This window comes from Larkinella insperata, assembly GCF_026248825.1.
Taxonomy (GTDB): Bacteria; Bacteroidota; Bacteroidia; order Cytophagales; family Spirosomataceae; genus Larkinella; species Larkinella insperata.
Genome location: NZ_CP110973.1, coordinates 868,077 through 881,963, shown reverse-complemented (window position 1 = coordinate 881,963; position 13,887 = coordinate 868,077). Strand labels below are relative to the sequence as shown.

Below are 13,887 nucleotides of genomic sequence, written 5' to 3'. Positions count from 1 at the left end.
CACTCTTTGCTATTTTTACGCTCAATGAGCAATCCTCGCCCGGTCAATCGTTTGCGTACGGCTGCCCCCCAGCCGGCTTCTTCCCGTTCGGGCCGTTCCCCGCGGGTTGATTCTCTCATTCGTCAGCGTCCGTGGCTGCTGCGGGTGGGACAGTTGCTGATCAAACTGCTTCTTTTGGCCCTTCTGATTTCGTTTGGCTGGGTTGTCCTGCTGAAATACCTGCCGGTTTCGATCACACCCCTGATGATTTCCCGAAAAATGGAAGCAAAGGCTGAGGGCCACGACAGTAAGTTGTATAAAGACTGGACACCCTACGAAGAAATTTCCAAAGAAGCCGCGCTGGCGGTTGTTGCGTCGGAAGATCAGGCTTTTCCTCGGCACTGGGGCTTTGATTTCGACGAGATTCAGGATGCCATTAAAGAAAACAAAACGCGGAAGCGGCCGCGCGGTGCCAGTACCATCTCCCAGCAAGTGGCCAAAAACGTATTCTTATGGAATGGCCGCAGTTACCTGCGCAAAGGGCTGGAAGTTTACTTCACTTTTTTAATTGAGCTCATCTGGGGCAAGGAGCGGATTCTGGAAGTCTACCTGAATGTTGCCGAAACAGGTCCGCTAACCTTCGGGGTGGAAGCCGCTTCACGCCGGTATTACGGCCATGCCGCCAAGTATCTAACCCGTACGGAGGCCGCCCGGATTGCCGCTGTGCTGCCTAATCCCCGCTTGTTTTCCATTAAAAAGCCGTCGGCCTATACGCAGAAAAGAACCCGGCAGATCAGTCGCCAAATGCGCTACCTGGGTGGTCGTCGCTATCTGGAAAATTTGTGAATTGCTTGAAATAATTGTATTTTTAATTCGAGATGCAACTAGTGTGCAAAATCGAAAAGACTTTTTATTTCTTACAAAAAGGTTAGTTACTGCTATTGAGGAAAAAAATGTCGATTCTGTTTTGTCTTACACAAAGTAGCGCCCCGCAGAGTTATCGAATAAAATTCTGTCATTACCAATCTCGTGACGAGTACCGTATCTTGAACCTATCTCTACGCAAATGCCACAGTCAGCCGGGCTACTGAGATCCCCTTCTTTACAGCGTAAAATCTGTGTTATTATCGTAGATGATGACGAGGATGATCGTCATTTCATTCACCGGGCTTTTCAGAATGTAGGGGCCAAACACAAGATCCTGCAATTTGAAGACGGCGAAAAATTAATGAAGAGCCTGACAGAGAGCGAGGATGCGAAAGAAAAGATTGCCTGCTGCGGTTTAATCATTCTGGATGTTAATATGCACCGGATGAGCGGAATTGAAGTGCTGCAAGCCATTAAAAGCAGTCCGGAACTCAAGCATATCCCGACCGTGATGCTGTCAACTTCCATCGAAGAAGATCTGGTGCAGCGCGCTTATAGCCTGGGTGCCAACGGTTACCTGCAAAAGCCCAACCTGATGGACGATTACAACCACCTCGTCATCAGCATGCAGGCTTGTTTCCTGGAAGTGCCCAGCGTCCGCTGGTCGCAGCTTTAAAAAGTACTTACTGCAATTCGGTGGTGGGGTCCCAAAGCAGCTTATCAAACTGCTCGACCCGGTCGTCTGTCACCCGCACGCCCTCGGCGGCCAGGAGATCCTGCATGGCCGTGGGGCTGCCAAAAAAGTGTTTTCCCGACAAAACGCCGATGCGGTTGACCACGCGGTGGGCCGGTACATCCCGCCCATGAACCGCGTTCATGGCCCAGCCCACCATCCGGGCCCCCGCCCGCAGGCCCAGGTAGCGGGCAATAGCCCCGTAGGTGGTGACGCGGCCCGGTGGTACGAGCCGCACCACCTCGTAGACATCCTCGAAGTAGTCACGCCGTTCCATGTCTGTTGCAGACCGATCGGTTATTTATCTTCAATTTCGTGCACCAGTTCGTCGTACCATTTCGGGCCGTACATCCGAATCAGGGGCTCTTTCAGAAATTTATAAACTTCCACGCCGAGTTCTTTGCCAAAGTCACAGGCCGGGCTGCAGATGGGCCAGCGGTCGTAGTTAAGGGCGTGAAAGTGGTCGTACTTCGTGATGCGAATCGGGTACAGGTGGCAAGAAATCGGCTTTTTAAAATCTACCTTTCCTTCCTTGTAGGCTTGCTCAATGCCGCATTTCAGAATACCGCGCTCGTCGTAGTTGGCAAAAACACACTCGCGTCCGTTGATGGTGGTTGTCACGTAGCCGCCGTCACCGTCGGATTCATAGAGGCCCTGCTCTTCGATGGCTTTTACACCTTCGGGCATCAAATAAGGCTTCACCTGGGGATAAATCTGATCCAGAATTTCCAGTTCGGATTCCTCCAGAGGAGCGCCCAGATCGCCTTCGACGCAACAGGCGCCCTTGCATTTATCCAGGTTGCAAACAAAAAATTTTTCGGCTACATCATCGCTGATGCAGGTGTTGTCAATGAGTATCATCGGTTTGAAGCCGTGCTTATTTCTTAATAATTTTTAACTGCTGACCTACGGTAACACCGCCACTCGATAGCTGGTTCCAGTTCTGAATTTGTTCAACCGTAACGCCGTACTGTTTTGAGACGCGGTACAGGGTTTCACCCTTCTGTATGGTATGGTAAATAATTTCTTCGCTTACCTGCGGATCCGCGGACGCGCTGCTGCCCGTGGCTGCTGGGGTTTTGACCGCGTCGCCTTCGCCTTTGATCACCAGCGATTGACCCACCGCCAGCTTGTCGTTTGGCGTCAGGTTATTCCAGGCCAGCAACTCATCAATCGTAACCCCGTACAGCCGGGAGATGCTGTAATAGGTTTGTCCCGGTTCTACTTTGTGCGTCATCGACCGCGACGCACTGGTCGTCCGGGCGGGGGAACTGGTTTTAGGAGCCGGTGTGGAACGGGTAACGGGTGCCGAAACCTCTTCGGAAGATTCCGTAACCGGGCGTTTCGCGCTGGCCGTAACCGGAACCTCGGCGGGTTTGCGCTCGGCGGGGCGGCTGCTGGGAGCCGGTGCCGGGGTGGTAGACCGCATGGGCGTAGCATCCCAGTCGGAAGGGGAAGATCCCGAATTTTCCGGGCGAACAATCACGACCCGTTGGGTAGTACCGGAGCTTTGCATTGTCATTTTCGGGTTGCTAACCGGTTCCGCTTCTTCTTCCACTAGTCTGGTTGTTGGGCTAACCGGTTTTTCAGCAGGTCGACTGGCGGGCGTGCTGACGGGCCCTGAGCTGGCTATCCGCGATTCGGTTGAAACCGGCGAATCCTTTGATTCCACCAGTTTGGGCGTGTATAGTTTCCGCTCCGACGCATTGCGGGGAATGTTGTTGGCCGGACGATTGGGACTAGCCGACTGGCTCAGCCGTGAATCGTCCGGTTCGCTACCGGGTTGCGATGCAATGGGCTGGGAAGCCGGCGCGGGTGTGTTCGGTGTTTTGATGATTTCAACGGGCTGATTGCCGGGACGGCGTTCGCGCAACCACATGACCCGCCCCACCTGCAAACGCTCCGAGCGGTCGATGCGGTTGAAGCGCAGAAGTCTTTTGAGCCGAATGCCGTACATCTGCGAAATACTCCAGGAGGTTTCACCCGCCTGAACGGTGTGATGGGGCACCGTCGCTTTCCGCATTTTTTTGGACAGGTAATACACTTCATTGGCCGTAATGGGCGTGCGATCGGTCATGTCGTTGTACCGCATGAAACTCGAGACGCTGACGCGGGCTTTGCGGGCCAGGGTAGACACGTTGTCGCCCGCGAGCGCCTGAATACCCGGCAAACCGTTGATTTCGTACAAAACCACGTCCGGTTTTCCCTTCGTGTAGTTGACCTTTCGCAGAATCGGGAAACCCGTATCGTACCTGGGCGCTGCGGCAGCGGCAGCGCGCGTGGAACTTACCGGCTGGGCCTTGGTTCGCTGTACCTGCCGACGCAGAGCCGCGGCCTGATCGCCCGATGCCGGAATGGCCAGCACGTATTCCCGGTCGTCTGGGATGTCGTCGCCCAGAATCCAGCGGTTGTACTTGCGGATTTCGGTTTCGTCAATGTTCAGTTCCTCCGACAATTTCGCCACCTTTTTGCCGCTGCCGTTGGGGTATTCCACCAGCGCGAAGGCATTGGTGGTGCGGTAGTTTGGTAAAACGTTTTCGAGGGCAATTTTATGGGCAAAAAAACGAAGGATGTACCGGTCGGTTTTTTCATTCAGGGTAACTTCTTTGGCGTAGGCCCAGTCCGCCGGAACCAGTTTGCTGATGCCGGTCGTGCCGAGGTAGTACGAAAAGAGCGACGATACCCAGTTGTTGTAAACCGCGTTGTTGCGCTTGAAATACCGGGCTGCTCCGCGCGTTGAGGCTACAATGCTCTTGCGCTCGTCCACTTCGTCGTCTACGCGCAGCCCGTGGTCGGTGGCGGTTTCTTTCTTAAATTGCCAGTAGCCTACTGCTGTTGATGCCGACACCGCATCGGGCGTCAACGAACTTTCCTGAACGGCCAGGTACTTCAGATCCACCGGTACCTCTTCCTGCAGTAGAATAGACTCGATCAACGGAAAATAAAGCACCACCCGGTCGAGCTTGGCTTCCCAGTATTTGCGGTTCGACTGCACCAGGGACGCAATATCCCGCTGGATAATGCGCCGGGCACCGTCGTCAAACCGGACGGTCAGGTCCGCGAAACGAATCGAGGGCGGAACATCGACGGGATTCTGGGCGTTGCCGGTAAAGACGAAAACGGGGGTCAGGAACAGGAGCAGAGAGAAAGTCAGCAGGCTTTTTTTCATACGTTGTTATTTTTTGTAAATCATCATTAACCCGTCCCGAACGGGCAGTAGAACCTGCTCGACGCGGGGATCTTCGTTTACTTTGCGGTTGAAATCAAGAACATGCTGCGTGTCTTTGTCAGCCCGGCGTTGGGCCGCGGTTCGGGCGTTGCCAACCGGCTTCACTACCTTGCCACTCCACAGCACATTATCTGCCAAAATGATGCCACCCGTTCGCACTTTGTCGAAAACCAGGTCATAATACACGCTGTAATTTTCTTTGTCGGCGTCAATAAATACCAGATCGAATGGTCCGTCCAGCGCCGGTATAAGCGCAACGGCATTGCCAATACGCAGGTCGATCAGGTGCCCAACCGGCGACTGGTTCCAGTAGGAGCGGGTGAATGATTCCAGCTCATCGTCTTTTTCGATGGTAATCAGAGTGCCGTCGTCGGCCAGTCCTTCGGCCAGACAAAGGGCCGAATACCCCGTAAAGGTGCCGATTTCGAGAATCCGGCGGGGGCGTATCATCCGGGAATACATCGACAGCAAACGCCCCTGCATGTGGCCCGACAACATACGGGGATACAGCACGCGGGCGTAGGTGTTGCGGTTGAGCTGGCGCAGCAACTCACTTTCGGGCGAGGTGTGCGCATCGGCGTAGGCAGAAATGTCGGGTGGCAAAAAATCCATGCCGGTTTACGGGGCTTTTGGCGATGAAACGAAAGCCGGTGGTTTTTGTAAAGGTACGATTAAACTGTTAACGGGAATACCGCAATCCTATTTTGTCAATTTTTTGCGAAGGCGGCCAAGCCGGTAACCGGCGGTGGTTACTCATCCTCATCCGGCTCCGGCAGAAAGGTCAGGTAGCTCAGGCGGTTTTCGTCAAACATTTCGTTGGCCAGGTCCTGGAGCAGACCGGCTTCCACCTGGCGGATTTCGCTGAAAATTTCGTTCAGTGATTCCAGTTTGCCCGTATCCAGAATGCTTTTGGCCATAGTGAGCATGAAACTCTGATTGCCTTCTTCCGACATGGCCAGTTGCCCCATCAACTGCTCTTTGGTGTTGTGCAACTGGAGTTTCGTCAACGGTTTTTCCCGGAGGGCTTTCAGTTCGCGGCTAATGAGCGTGCTGCTGCGGTCGAGGTGTTTCTGGTCGGTGCCGAAGTAAATACCGAGGAAACCCGTATCGAGAAAAGGGGTGTAGCTGGCTTCAACGGAGTAAACCAGGCCGTATTTCTCGCGCAGGTTCATGTTCAGCCGGGAGTTCATGCCCGGTCCGCCGAGCAGGTTGACCAGCATGAAAAACGGCAGCCGACGCGGATCGTTCAGGGCGTACGACGGGCGGCCAATGGCGCACTGGGCCTGCGTAATGGGCCGTTCGACCGTTACGCGCTGGGGCTCGTAGTGGTCGGGGGCCAGCCGTTTGCGTTCCGAGGTGCGGTGCGGAATGTCGCTGAGGTATTTGGCCGCCATCTTTTTAACCTTGCTGAAGGGCAGGTTGCTGACCGACGCAAACACAACCCGTTCGGTGTCCAGGTTCTCCGCGATGAATTGCTGAAGTTGTTCGCGCGTAAACGAGCGCACGGTTTCGGGCCGGCCCAGAATGTTGCCGCCCAGCGGGTGATTCTGGAAAACCACCTGGTCAAAATCGTCCTGCAGGGCGTCTTCGGGCGAGTCGTAATACATCGCCATTTCTTCCAGAATTACGCTGCGTTCCTTTTCGATCTGCTTTTCGGGAAAAACGGAATGAAACGCAATGTCGGCCAGCAGTTCGGTGGCTTTTTCGAAATGCAGACCCAGCACCGACGCGTGAAAACAGACTTTCTCCTTGGTCGTGTACGCGTTCAGTTCACCACCGACGGTTTCCAGCCGGTTGATGATGTGAAAAGACTTGCGTTTTTTCGTGCCCTTGAAGGCCATGTGTTCCCAGAAGTGGGCTAGGCCCTCCTGCTGGGGTAATTCGTCGCGGCTGCCGATGTCGAGCATGATGCCGCAGTGGGCAATTTGGGTATGCGGTACTTGTTTATGAACAATCCGAATGCCGTTCGGTAAAGTGTATAGTTCGTAATCTTCCATTCTTTTCCAACCCTGATTACCTGCACAAGGTCTAATAACCATTCCTATCCCGAAGTCCATTCTACGAACCTTGCGGGTGTAGAATTAAGAACTAAATTTAATGAAAGAAAATTTCATCCCAATGCAAGTATGAAGACAATCTCTACGCTGCTGGTCATCATGGTTCTCGGGAGCAGGGTCTTACTGGCGCAAAGCGTCACCACAGGAATCGGGCTCAACGGTGTCCCGTTGTTCAACCGCACGCTCGAACTGAACGCGACCTGGACGAAAAGCCCGGACCATGAATTTTTTGCGCAGGGCGGTTACACGTTTCCGACGTTTTCCTCAAATGGAAATGGATTTCAGGATTTTAATTGGGAAGGCACAACGCGTGGAGCTTACCTCCGGCTGGGCGCGCGGGCGTTTTTTAACGGGTCTGACCGATTCCGGCTTTTTCTTGGCTTTCACGTCACCAACGGGTATCTGAAACAGAATGGTAAAAATATCACGATTCTAAATTGCTTCACGGCGCCTTGCCCGGCCCTGGAAAGCGAAGGGCAGCAGGAGAAATACGTGTTGAGCGCCGGGTTTTCCGGCGGAGTCCGGACCAGCATCACGCAGCGTTTAGCCCTTGAAGTAGGCACGCAACTCAACGCTTTCGTCGGCGGAAAGCCGGAGTTGATGGACAAGGATAGTTACATACCGGGCTACGGCCGAAAGCCTTTGCAGGCCGTGGCGACTTTGCATTACATTCTCGAAGGAAAATAGCAGCGGTTGGGTTTGTGGGGTTGCTGATTACTTTCCAATACAGAAAGTAACTATGTTAATCAAGTACTTGGAATACAGTAGGTTAATATATGTTTGCTAGAAACGAGGTACAAATAAGGTACTACAATGTTCATGGCCTTTGTTTTAGAGGCAGAATCTTAATAGAAGTTTTGCAAATTAAGTATAGCGAGGTAAATGGGCTTTAAGATTGACAGATAGGGTAAATTACCCATTGATTTTATGATGGGTAATATTGAAGCTTGCGTTTCAAAACTGATAACTATGAAAGCGACTCTATTTACCCTATTTATTTTTTTCTTTATAGCTAAATCTCAAGCTCAAGAGGCAGCGACTTTAATTGGACAGACATTTGAGTTTTCTACAAACTTGTTGCTTGATAAGTGCGATATTGATGGTAAAACTACTAAAGATGCTCCCAAAGTATTAGTCAAAAAACATTGGAAATTTACTGTTGCCAACGAGTTAACAGATGGGAAAAAAACAATTTATTTAAATCAATTCAACGACACTGAAACTAATAAAAATTATTTTTCACAAAATGATGGTAGCTTAACACCAACTATTTTTTTTCTGATCTCTCCTAATGTTTTTACCTCATCGACTCGTAAGCCAGAAGGTAGATGGGCTTTTGGTACTGTTATAATGCCCTTAAAATTGCGATTTGGTGACACTGATTCTAAAGGCAACAATTTAAGATCATTCGACTTTACCTCTGAAGTGAATATTGGCTTGTCTCTAGCCTATAAAATTACCCCGAGAACTTGGCCAACTAAGATTTTTGTAATTGGTTCTATTGGTACTACCTCGATTCCCGTTGAGGCTGCAACTACAAAAGATTTTATTGAAAGCAAGACCAATGTAGCTGCCTTTTCCCCAACTTTAGGTTTTCTAGTAAATTTTGACGATATAGATTTGCAATTAAATTTAGTGACTGGAATAGACTATATGCCTGGGGAACTCGGCCGAAAGTGGATTTATCGTAATCAGCCTTTCCTAGGTTTAGGGATTGGATTTTCAATATTTAATTTTGGTAATAAGGGTAAAAATGATAAATAGTTCACTGACAATAAGGTGTAGCTGTTATATAAAAAGAGGTATTATTTCAACCGTTTGTTAATAAGTGGGTGCGAATGTTGGCTTTTATTTTTATTCAGCGGCTAATAATACGATTGTAAAGAGTTTATATTATAATAAAATATAGCATGATGGAAATACCAATTTACAGCAAAGAACAAATAGGCTATGCATTGGCCGAAGGCGATAATTTATATGCCACTTTCGACACTATGTTGGAGGAGTTTATTGGAAAAGGTGCTGATGATAAAGCAACTGGTATTGCAAAACTGGCTTTTGACAGAGGAACTAGTGTTTTGTCTTCTAAACAATTAGCTGTACTTAATAAAGAATTGAGTAAATACAACCTAGTCGAATGTGCATCGTGTAGTACATTATTATTAGTTAGTATACATGCTGATTACCCTCATTTTTGTGATATCTGTTTAGATAATCAATCGAGATCAGAGTAACCAAAAATCAGTTAATCATTCTATTGAGATAGTCGTTGTACAAAGCTTTAGGGGAAAATAAAAAACCTCAGCTAATGCTGAGGTAAATATTGTTGTAAAGTCAACTACTATCAAGCTGCTGCTTTGTAAGAGGAGTGCTCTGACTGAGAAGCAAGACCCTCTTTAATAGCATAAGTGATAACGCCTTTTATAAAAGGGGAGGCGTTTCTGAATGTGGTTCGACGCTTTAGAGTGCTAAGGTCCATCTCAGACAATAATTTTGCAAAGCATTCGTCAGCAAATGAATTAGATACAGTATCAACGCCCTCCAAGTCAAAAATGATTACATCATTTTTTCGCAATTCATTGATGATTTCACTCCGTACCTGTCTCCCCAGGGGACGAGTGGCGAGGATCTTACCGAACCTCTGGAATTGCATAATCATTGAACGATAGGGTTAAATTGAAGTTTCGAGCTGCAAATTTAGGGTTTTTACCACAAAGAATCTAGATTTTTGTTAGATTCTTGATTAACTGGTTGGCTCTCACCAAACCAATCATCAAAGTCTTCTGCAAAGCCTACATGCCCGTCCAGAATCAACTCTTGCTTGACGGGTTTGTTTGAATTAATTTCTAAATACACTGCTGTCCCCTGCCAAAAAGGAGAGTCTAGTACCCTCTTCTCTGTATTTGAATACATAAGTGTACAATTTCCTGAGCAGATTGTCAATATACCACCATTTTCTTTAACAAAATTAGCGACGCCGTATAGTCCGTTGCCACGTCCATTGCCATTTGTTACTCCTTTTATAATGCACTCTTCGATTGCCTGGTGTGGAGAATAGCTTGTATATTTTGCATCTCTAGGTTTTGTTGTTAGTGCAGCGTGTATCCCTTGACCTGTGTCCGCGACCATTATTCTTACTACCTCTTTTGATGGATAATACTGGGCTACCATCCAACCCTCGTCGACTAAAGAGTGCTCAGTGATATTTCCAAGTAGTTCTCCTAGACTGAAAGATATAATATCAAGCATTCCAGAGGTTGCAAGCTGCATGCCTTTTAGTATTTCAACAATCTCATTTATGTAACTATTGCCCTGTGAGAAGCCTTGGAATTTTGATATAGCTAGAAAACGTCCTGAAGAACTTTGTCTTGCAAAACATTCCTCAAAACTTATTCCTAAGCTCTGGAAGAAATCCATCCGGCTAACATAATTTCGACACCGGTGATGGCACCGACATCGTCCAGAGACAACTACTCCCCTGTCGATTGCGCTATTCAGTGCTGATGTTATCAACAAAAGGTGGTCAGGATAGACAAATCCACTATTGGGAATAATAATTATAGTTACATCTAATAAATCGCCTTTTTTAGCAAAAATGATGGTTGAAAGCTGACTAACAACCTCTAAATGGGTAACATTATCGACAATTTGGATAGTAACTTGCTTTACCTGTGATGACATTTCGATGCAGCTGACGTTTGCAAACCAGCTAAGCAAAAATAAGAAATGAAGTCATTTATCTAACAATGATAATCTAAGTATTGATTGATGTGCTTTTCTGATATGAGAATTCTATACGTCCTAATACACAAGAGGGTATGGCTTCTTCAGATCGAATTAGCCGTAAAGGTGGGATTCTTCCGCCTTATGATCTATCTGTATGAATAGGTAGAAGATCCTCGACACGATTAAGTGTTCCGCCGACAGGTGGGAAATATAGTATGCCTATCCAAAAGGTTAAGCAAAGAGCTCCGTTTCAAACGGCGGCCTTCCTCTATCTAAATTTTCCGCAATATTGCGGGAAAATGCTGATCTCGAATATTTACCCGCTCGGGTAAAAAATAAGCCTAGGTAACTCGCTGGCTATCAGTGTTCGATTCAAACGCGGGTCTTCTACTGCCTAAATTAATGATAATTATGTCAAAAATTATCCTGATCTTATTTTAACCATTATTGACTGTATTTTAACATGAAGTCAAAGTCAGATTTTTTGACTTCCCCAATATCTCAATACTTTGCTTATTTACTTGATATAAGTAAGGCATATTCCTATATTTACTGCGCATCCTGATCAGGGTGTTCCACAAGCTAAGGGGTAGCCGGAAGTTCAAACATAGAACCAATCCAGCGCCCATGCTAACTTCTTTTGATTCTGGACTGCCGGGTTGGTTCAAACCTCCCAATATATGGCAGGAGAGCGAGTAGCCCCAAAGGATCAGTCTACAGAGGGCCAGCAATCAAACCAACAATTTGTTAATTCCGCATTCCATTCACCTGAGGTTGTTAACCAATACAACACAGTGGTAAATGTGTTCTTGGTGCAACAGCCCGCAAAATCAGAAAAGGTTGATTGGGTTGATCTAGTTGTCGTAACCGTGGAATTAATGATCGTAGCGGTTGAGTTGTTTCTGTGGCTTGTAGGCTAAACAGAAAGCCCCCGACTTGGTAGGTCGGGGGCTAAACCATATACCTAGGGTAGCGATGATTAACGGTACTGTACAGCCTTAATCAGTCGAAGTCCGTTTAGTTCCGGTACCTCGATCACGTTTTCGGGGGAGGTGCTTCAAAAGTCTTAAGTTGTTAATCAATCTTTGACCGCTACAAGATTGTAAGAAATAACATATGGGGTTGGAAACTCCCACTTAGTGGAGCCTGTAGCTGCATCTAGCGCGTAGAACTTAACGATGCTGAACCAATGTGACATGCTAGCAGAATAAATAAGCCCACCAGCCAGCATTGGATGATAGTAATATGTCCGATTGCCGTTGTCTACTTTCCACTTTACCTTGCCACTACCAACCTCAAGGGCACAAATTTGCATGTAACCGCTTAAAAAGATCAAGCCACTATCCACAAGCGGGCTGGCATAGATAGGTTCATCTAGCCCTATAGGAGACTCTAGTAACTCCCTCCCCGTTGCAGCCTCAATGCTATGTAAGGTCTTTGAATCAGTAGTCGCATATAAGACACCATCTGCCAGAGTCGGGGGTGCATCAAAAAGACCTTTGCTAGCAGTATACTCCCACTTCTTTGTACCTGTTGTAGCATCCAAAGAGAATAGTTTTCCGGCAATAACCACATATAGTGTTCCGTTGCTAAGAAGCGGATCCGAGGCTTTGGACCTATAATCGCCTAGTTCAAACTCCCACAATTTAACGCCGGTCGAGGCATTATAAGCTCGAACTTTTGTAATGTAATCGCTAGTCGTATACAAGAGCCCGTTGCTTATTTTAAGATGCACATCCTTTGGAGGCATATCAGTCAGTTTCCACTTTACTGTGCCCGATACTGCATCAAGAGCATAGATTGTATTTGCATAGGTACCCAGTAAACCAAACCATTGGCTATGGTTGGAGACATTGTATAAGCCGTTCCGTTCAAGTCCGAGGTGAACTCCCATTTTTTCGTGCCAGTGATAGCATCAAGTGCATAAAGCTTTCTTTTGGAATTGACTATATATACCACCTTGTCGGTAATTGTAAAAAGCACGGGTCGGGTTTTTGATTCCCAACGTTTCGTGCCAGTAACAGCATCAAGTGCAAATAAGCTTTCCTCGGTTTTTAAGAAAACCATACCGTTTTTGACATGGGGAGGGCCTACAAGGCTATACTCGCTTTTAAAAACCCAGCGTTTAAGTCCAGTACTAGCATTGATAGCATAGCAAGTTAATTCATCAGATCCGTATAAAGTATAAGTCGCTGGTGGAGTAACTGGGTCAATATCTGGTTGGCGTTTTTTACAGCCTGACAAAAGGCAAAGCAGTATAAAAAAGATCGATAAAAAATTTCGCATACGGTAGATAACTAGCGATAACGAATGTAAATAAATCCATTTAGTTACGTTCTTCTAATCATGTTTAATATGCTGCACTTTTTTGTAAAGTTAGTTTAAGGTAAAAGCCGGGATTGATATTAAGTGAGCAAAACAAAGAATGTGATTGCTTTAAGGTTCTCAACAACTGGTCCTGAATTGACATTAAAATTAGTTATACAAAAAAGATCCGAGCAACTCATCGAGCCGCGTGAGTATTTGGCTCCGGACTTTTATATTCTGAAGGTTTCAGCTGGCAATAGCGGAAGCACTTGTATGTACAGGTTTTGTATAGCTAACCAAAGATTAATCATGCACCCTCGTGAAAAACATAGACAACAAAAAAGCCAGCCGTGTAGCTGACTTCCTACTCACAAAGTATTCCTACAATATTCTGACCGATAGCCGGGCTAAAGACATCATTTTTGCAATTAGCAGACAAAAATGTTTCCAGTCAACCTATTGTTAAACAAGGTTATACCTCAGCACAGGTGCTACTTCCCCTTTGAGTTTTGACACCGATTTTTTTCAAGAGTGTAAGCGGTCGCGCGGGTCAAAGTTATAAGGATTTAACCTACCCCTAGGATATTACTAGTTTTTAGGAGGCTCAATAAAGACTGAACGTAACTCCAGCTTATCTGTGAAAATCCTGTATGTTATTTTAACAACCAATCCGCTGATATCTTCAATCGCATCGCCATCAATAGCCTTAAACCATTTTGGCAATAGCTGGGAGTTTCCAATAATGAGGTAATCGCCAACCTGGAGACGGGATGCAAAATCCTTGTCAACAAAAAACACTCGCCCAATCATGGGATGAGCCCGCTTGTCTTGTTTTGGACTAGCACTATCAACCCAAACTACGGTCCAATCGCTTAAATTTGCCATCGAATAAAATAGTTGCTTCAGCAATTACGCAAATTACACCGGCGGTGACAACCAATTTTATTTTTCGGCAACGCTCTAATTTAATCAAGTAATTTCCTTGAAAA

The 13,887-nt window shown here is 47.2% G+C and carries 15 protein-coding genes; 5 read left to right on the top strand and 10 right to left on the bottom strand.

The features are described 5' to 3' along the window. Positions 1-24: 24 nt before the first annotated feature. Both mtgA and OQ371_RS03445 read left to right on the top strand, forming a co-directional pair. The gene (gene mtgA, locus OQ371_RS03450) at positions 25-825 is read left to right on the top strand and encodes a monofunctional biosynthetic peptidoglycan transglycosylase (RefSeq protein WP_265992388.1); all 801 of its coding nucleotides are present in this window, start codon (positions 25-27) and stop codon (positions 823-825) included. Positions 826-1,045: 220 nt separating this feature from the next. Next, a complete protein-coding gene (locus OQ371_RS03445) occupies positions 1,046-1,522 on the top strand; it encodes a response regulator (RefSeq protein WP_265992387.1) in 477 nt (158 codons plus the stop codon). A 7-nt stretch (positions 1,523-1,529) separates the two neighbouring features. Here the strand turns inward: OQ371_RS03445 and OQ371_RS03440 are convergent, their stop codons facing one another. The 5 genes from OQ371_RS03440 to OQ371_RS03420 all read right to left on the bottom strand — a co-directional run bounded on the left by OQ371_RS03440 (position 1,530) and on the right by OQ371_RS03420 (position 6,805). Beyond that, entirely contained in the window at positions 1,530-1,856 is a 327-nt protein-coding gene (locus OQ371_RS03440) for an MGMT family protein (RefSeq protein WP_265992386.1), read from the bottom strand. Positions 1,857-1,876: 20 nt separating this feature from the next. Then, complete coding sequence (locus OQ371_RS03435) at positions 1,877-2,440, bottom strand: DUF3109 family protein (protein ID WP_265992385.1); 564 nt, start codon at positions 2,438-2,440, stop codon at positions 1,877-1,879. 16 nt (positions 2,441-2,456) lie between these two features. Then, positions 2,457-4,748, bottom strand: coding sequence for a LysM peptidoglycan-binding domain-containing protein (locus OQ371_RS03430; RefSeq protein ID WP_265992384.1), 2,292 nt, complete (start codon positions 4,746-4,748; stop codon positions 2,457-2,459). Between the two features lie 6 nt (positions 4,749-4,754). Beyond that, positions 4,755-5,420, bottom strand: a complete 666-nt coding sequence (locus OQ371_RS03425) for an O-methyltransferase (protein WP_265992383.1) — start codon at positions 5,418-5,420, stop codon at positions 4,755-4,757. A gap of 137 nt (positions 5,421-5,557) precedes the next feature. After that, the gene (locus OQ371_RS03420) at positions 5,558-6,805 is read right to left on the bottom strand and encodes a M16 family metallopeptidase (RefSeq protein ID WP_265992382.1); all 1,248 of its coding nucleotides are present in this window, start codon (positions 6,803-6,805) and stop codon (positions 5,558-5,560) included. Positions 6,806-6,934: 129 nt separating this feature from the next. Between OQ371_RS03420 and OQ371_RS03415 the strand changes: the two genes are divergently transcribed. From OQ371_RS03415 to OQ371_RS03405, 3 genes are all read left to right on the top strand, one after another. Continuing rightward, positions 6,935-7,552, top strand: a complete 618-nt coding sequence (locus tag OQ371_RS03415) for a hypothetical protein (protein WP_265992381.1) — start codon at positions 6,935-6,937, stop codon at positions 7,550-7,552. 240 nt (positions 7,553-7,792) lie between these two features. Next, positions 7,793-8,629, top strand: coding sequence for a hypothetical protein (locus tag OQ371_RS03410; protein ID WP_265992380.1), 837 nt, complete (start codon positions 7,793-7,795; stop codon positions 8,627-8,629). A 146-nt stretch (positions 8,630-8,775) separates the two neighbouring features. After that, the gene (locus OQ371_RS03405; RefSeq protein ID WP_265992379.1) at positions 8,776-9,099 is read left to right on the top strand and encodes a hypothetical protein; all 324 of its coding nucleotides are present in this window, start codon (positions 8,776-8,778) and stop codon (positions 9,097-9,099) included. Positions 9,100-9,209: 110 nt separating this feature from the next. Here the strand turns inward: OQ371_RS03405 and OQ371_RS03400 are convergent, their stop codons facing one another. From OQ371_RS03400 to OQ371_RS03380, 5 genes are all read right to left on the bottom strand, one after another. Continuing rightward, positions 9,210-9,524, bottom strand: coding sequence for an STAS-like domain-containing protein (locus tag OQ371_RS03400; RefSeq protein ID WP_265992378.1), 315 nt, complete (start codon positions 9,522-9,524; stop codon positions 9,210-9,212). Between the two features lie 47 nt (positions 9,525-9,571). Beyond that, positions 9,572-10,546, bottom strand: coding sequence for an ATP-binding protein (locus tag OQ371_RS03395; protein WP_265992376.1), 975 nt, complete (start codon positions 10,544-10,546; stop codon positions 9,572-9,574). A gap of 1,123 nt (positions 10,547-11,669) precedes the next feature. Then, positions 11,670-12,341, bottom strand: a complete 672-nt coding sequence (locus OQ371_RS03390; RefSeq protein ID WP_265992374.1) for a PQQ-binding-like beta-propeller repeat protein — start codon at positions 12,339-12,341, stop codon at positions 11,670-11,672. A gap of 17 nt (positions 12,342-12,358) precedes the next feature. Further along, entirely contained in the window at positions 12,359-12,877 is a 519-nt protein-coding gene (locus tag OQ371_RS03385; RefSeq protein ID WP_265992372.1) for an outer membrane protein assembly factor BamB family protein, read from the bottom strand. Between the two features lie 609 nt (positions 12,878-13,486). Next, complete coding sequence (locus tag OQ371_RS03380; protein WP_265992370.1) at positions 13,487-13,783, bottom strand: hypothetical protein; 297 nt, start codon at positions 13,781-13,783, stop codon at positions 13,487-13,489. Between the last annotated feature and the right edge of the window lie 104 nt (positions 13,784-13,887).